We start from the raw sequence: 1,845 nt of genomic DNA, 5'->3' as shown, positions 1-1,845 counted from the left end.
CGGGTGGCCCAGCACCGGGCAGCCGGTGGTGACGGCCCGGACCTCGACGCCCTGGTCGACGGGGCGGTGGACGAGCTGGCCCTCGCCGTGGCCGAGCTGCGCCAGATCGCCCACGGGCTGCGTCCGAGCTGTCTGGACGACGGGTTGGCTCCGGCCCTGGAGAGCCTGACCCGCTCCAGCGCCCTGCCCCTCGAGGTCACCTACTCGGCCGACGACCTGCCCGACCACGTGAGCCTCACCGCCTACTACGTCGCGAGCGAAGGCGTCGCCAACGCCGTCAAGCACGCTGCGGCATCCCGGGTCGCCGTCGACGTGCGGCAGGAGGAGTCCGTCGTCCACGTCGCCGTGCGCGACGACGGCCGTGGCGGCGCACGCCTCACGCCCGGCTCGGGGCTGTCGATGCTCAGCGATCGGGTGAACGCCGTGGGCGGTCGGCTGACCGTGTCCTCCGAGCCGCGCGGCGGAACCTCGATCGAGGCGGTCATCCCTTGCGCATCGTGATCGGCGAGGACTCGGCGCTCTTTCGTGCCGGGTTGCGGTCGCTGCTCACCGAGGTGGGCCACGACGTCGTCGCCGACGCCCCCGACGCCCCGAGCGCGCTGGCCGCCGTGCTCGAGCACGGCCCCGACGTCGCGATCCTCGATGTCCGGATGCCGCCCGACCACGCCGACGACGGCGCCCGGGTCGCGGCACGGGTTCGGTTGGAGCGACCGGAGACCGGGGTGCTGCTGCTCTCGCAGCACGTGGAGTCACGACTGTCGGTCGACCTCGTGGCCGGTGGCCACTTCGGCTACCTGCTCAAGGACCGGGTTCTCGATGTCACGCAGTTCCTCGACGCCCTCGACCGGGTCGCCGACGGCGGTTCGGCGCTCGACCCGGAGGTGGTGGCTCGGCTCATGGTCGGCGGCAGCCCTGGGCTGGCCTCGCTCACCCCGCGCGAGCACGAGGTGCTGGCCCTGATGGCCGAGGGGTTGACGAACGCGGGGATCGCCGCCCGGGTGGTCATCGCCGAGCGCACCGTCGAGACCCACGTCGCTCGGATCCTCGGCAAGCTGGGCCTGGCGGAGGCGACCACGCAGGACCATCGCCGGGTGCTCGCGGTGCTGCGGTACCTCGAGGGGCACCGACCTGGTTGAGAGCTGAAAAACGTTCCGTCGCAGGCTAGTTGACGTCTGAATCACATAGCTGCAGTTTTTGACCAACTCCTTACCTTTGACATACCCGACCTTTTCCAAACCACTCCTAGCGTGGTGCACCGGCCACTCAGGGAAGTGGTCGACACCACGTGAGGAGGTAGGCATGTCGGAGACCACCAGGCTTCCGGGGCCCGTTGCCGACCTGTGGGACTGGCAGCTCGAGGGGTCCTGCCGGCGAGTCGGGCCCGACGTGTTCTTCCACCCGGAGGGCGAGCGCGGCACCAAGCGCCGCATCCGGGCGGGCGCAGCCAAAGAGGTGTGCTTCGGCTGTCCGGTGATCGAAGCCTGCCGCAGCCACGCCCTCGCCGTGCGCGAGCCGTACGGGGTGTGGGGCGGCCTCACGGAAGACGAGCGCGAGTCCTTCTATGCACGGGGCCGTCACATCGCGTCCTGACGTCACCTTCGTGGCCAGGACTCCACCAGACCGGGGGCGAGAAGCAGTCCGGGCCGCAGGGGCCGCGGGGGCCGCAACGACAGATCACACCTGTCGAGACGAGAACCCACCTGCGGCCCGGACAACGTCGCACGGCACGTCGCCGTAGCCTTGATGCGTGAGTGCTCCCATCGACGTCCCCATCCGTGACGAGACCATCCGCCTCGGGCAGCTGCTCAAGCTGGCGGGCGTCGTCGATGACGGCGCCATGGCGCG

At 70.7% G+C, this 1,845-nt stretch carries 4 protein-coding genes; all 4 read left to right on the top strand.

Annotation, left to right across the window (positions count from 1 at the left end; translation table 11 throughout):
- Positions 1-501 (top strand): sensor histidine kinase (locus tag PLL68_RS14620; protein ID WP_324535327.1); only part of this gene is annotated, 501 nt, incomplete at its 5' end.
- Positions 489-1,136, top strand: coding sequence for a LuxR C-terminal-related transcriptional regulator (locus PLL68_RS14615; protein ID WP_324535324.1), 648 nt, complete (start codon positions 489-491; stop codon positions 1,134-1,136). The genes PLL68_RS14620 and PLL68_RS14615, both read left to right, overlap by 13 nt.
- Positions 1,137-1,299: 163 nt before the next feature.
- The gene (locus PLL68_RS14610) at positions 1,300-1,590 is read left to right on the top strand and encodes a WhiB family transcriptional regulator (protein WP_324535322.1); all 291 of its coding nucleotides are present in this window, start codon (positions 1,300-1,302) and stop codon (positions 1,588-1,590) included.
- A 157-nt stretch (positions 1,591-1,747) separates the two neighbouring features.
- On the top strand, positions 1,748-1,845 hold a 98-nt coding region (locus tag PLL68_RS14605; RefSeq protein ID WP_324535329.1), incomplete at its 3' end, for an RNA-binding S4 domain-containing protein.

The sequence above is a fragment of the Ornithinibacter sp. genome (assembly GCF_035443565.1).
Taxonomy (GTDB): Bacteria; Actinomycetota; Actinomycetes; order Actinomycetales; family Dermatophilaceae; genus Fodinibacter.
Note: the sequence above shows the minus strand (reverse complement) of the source record. Positions and strands in the feature narration are given on the sequence as shown.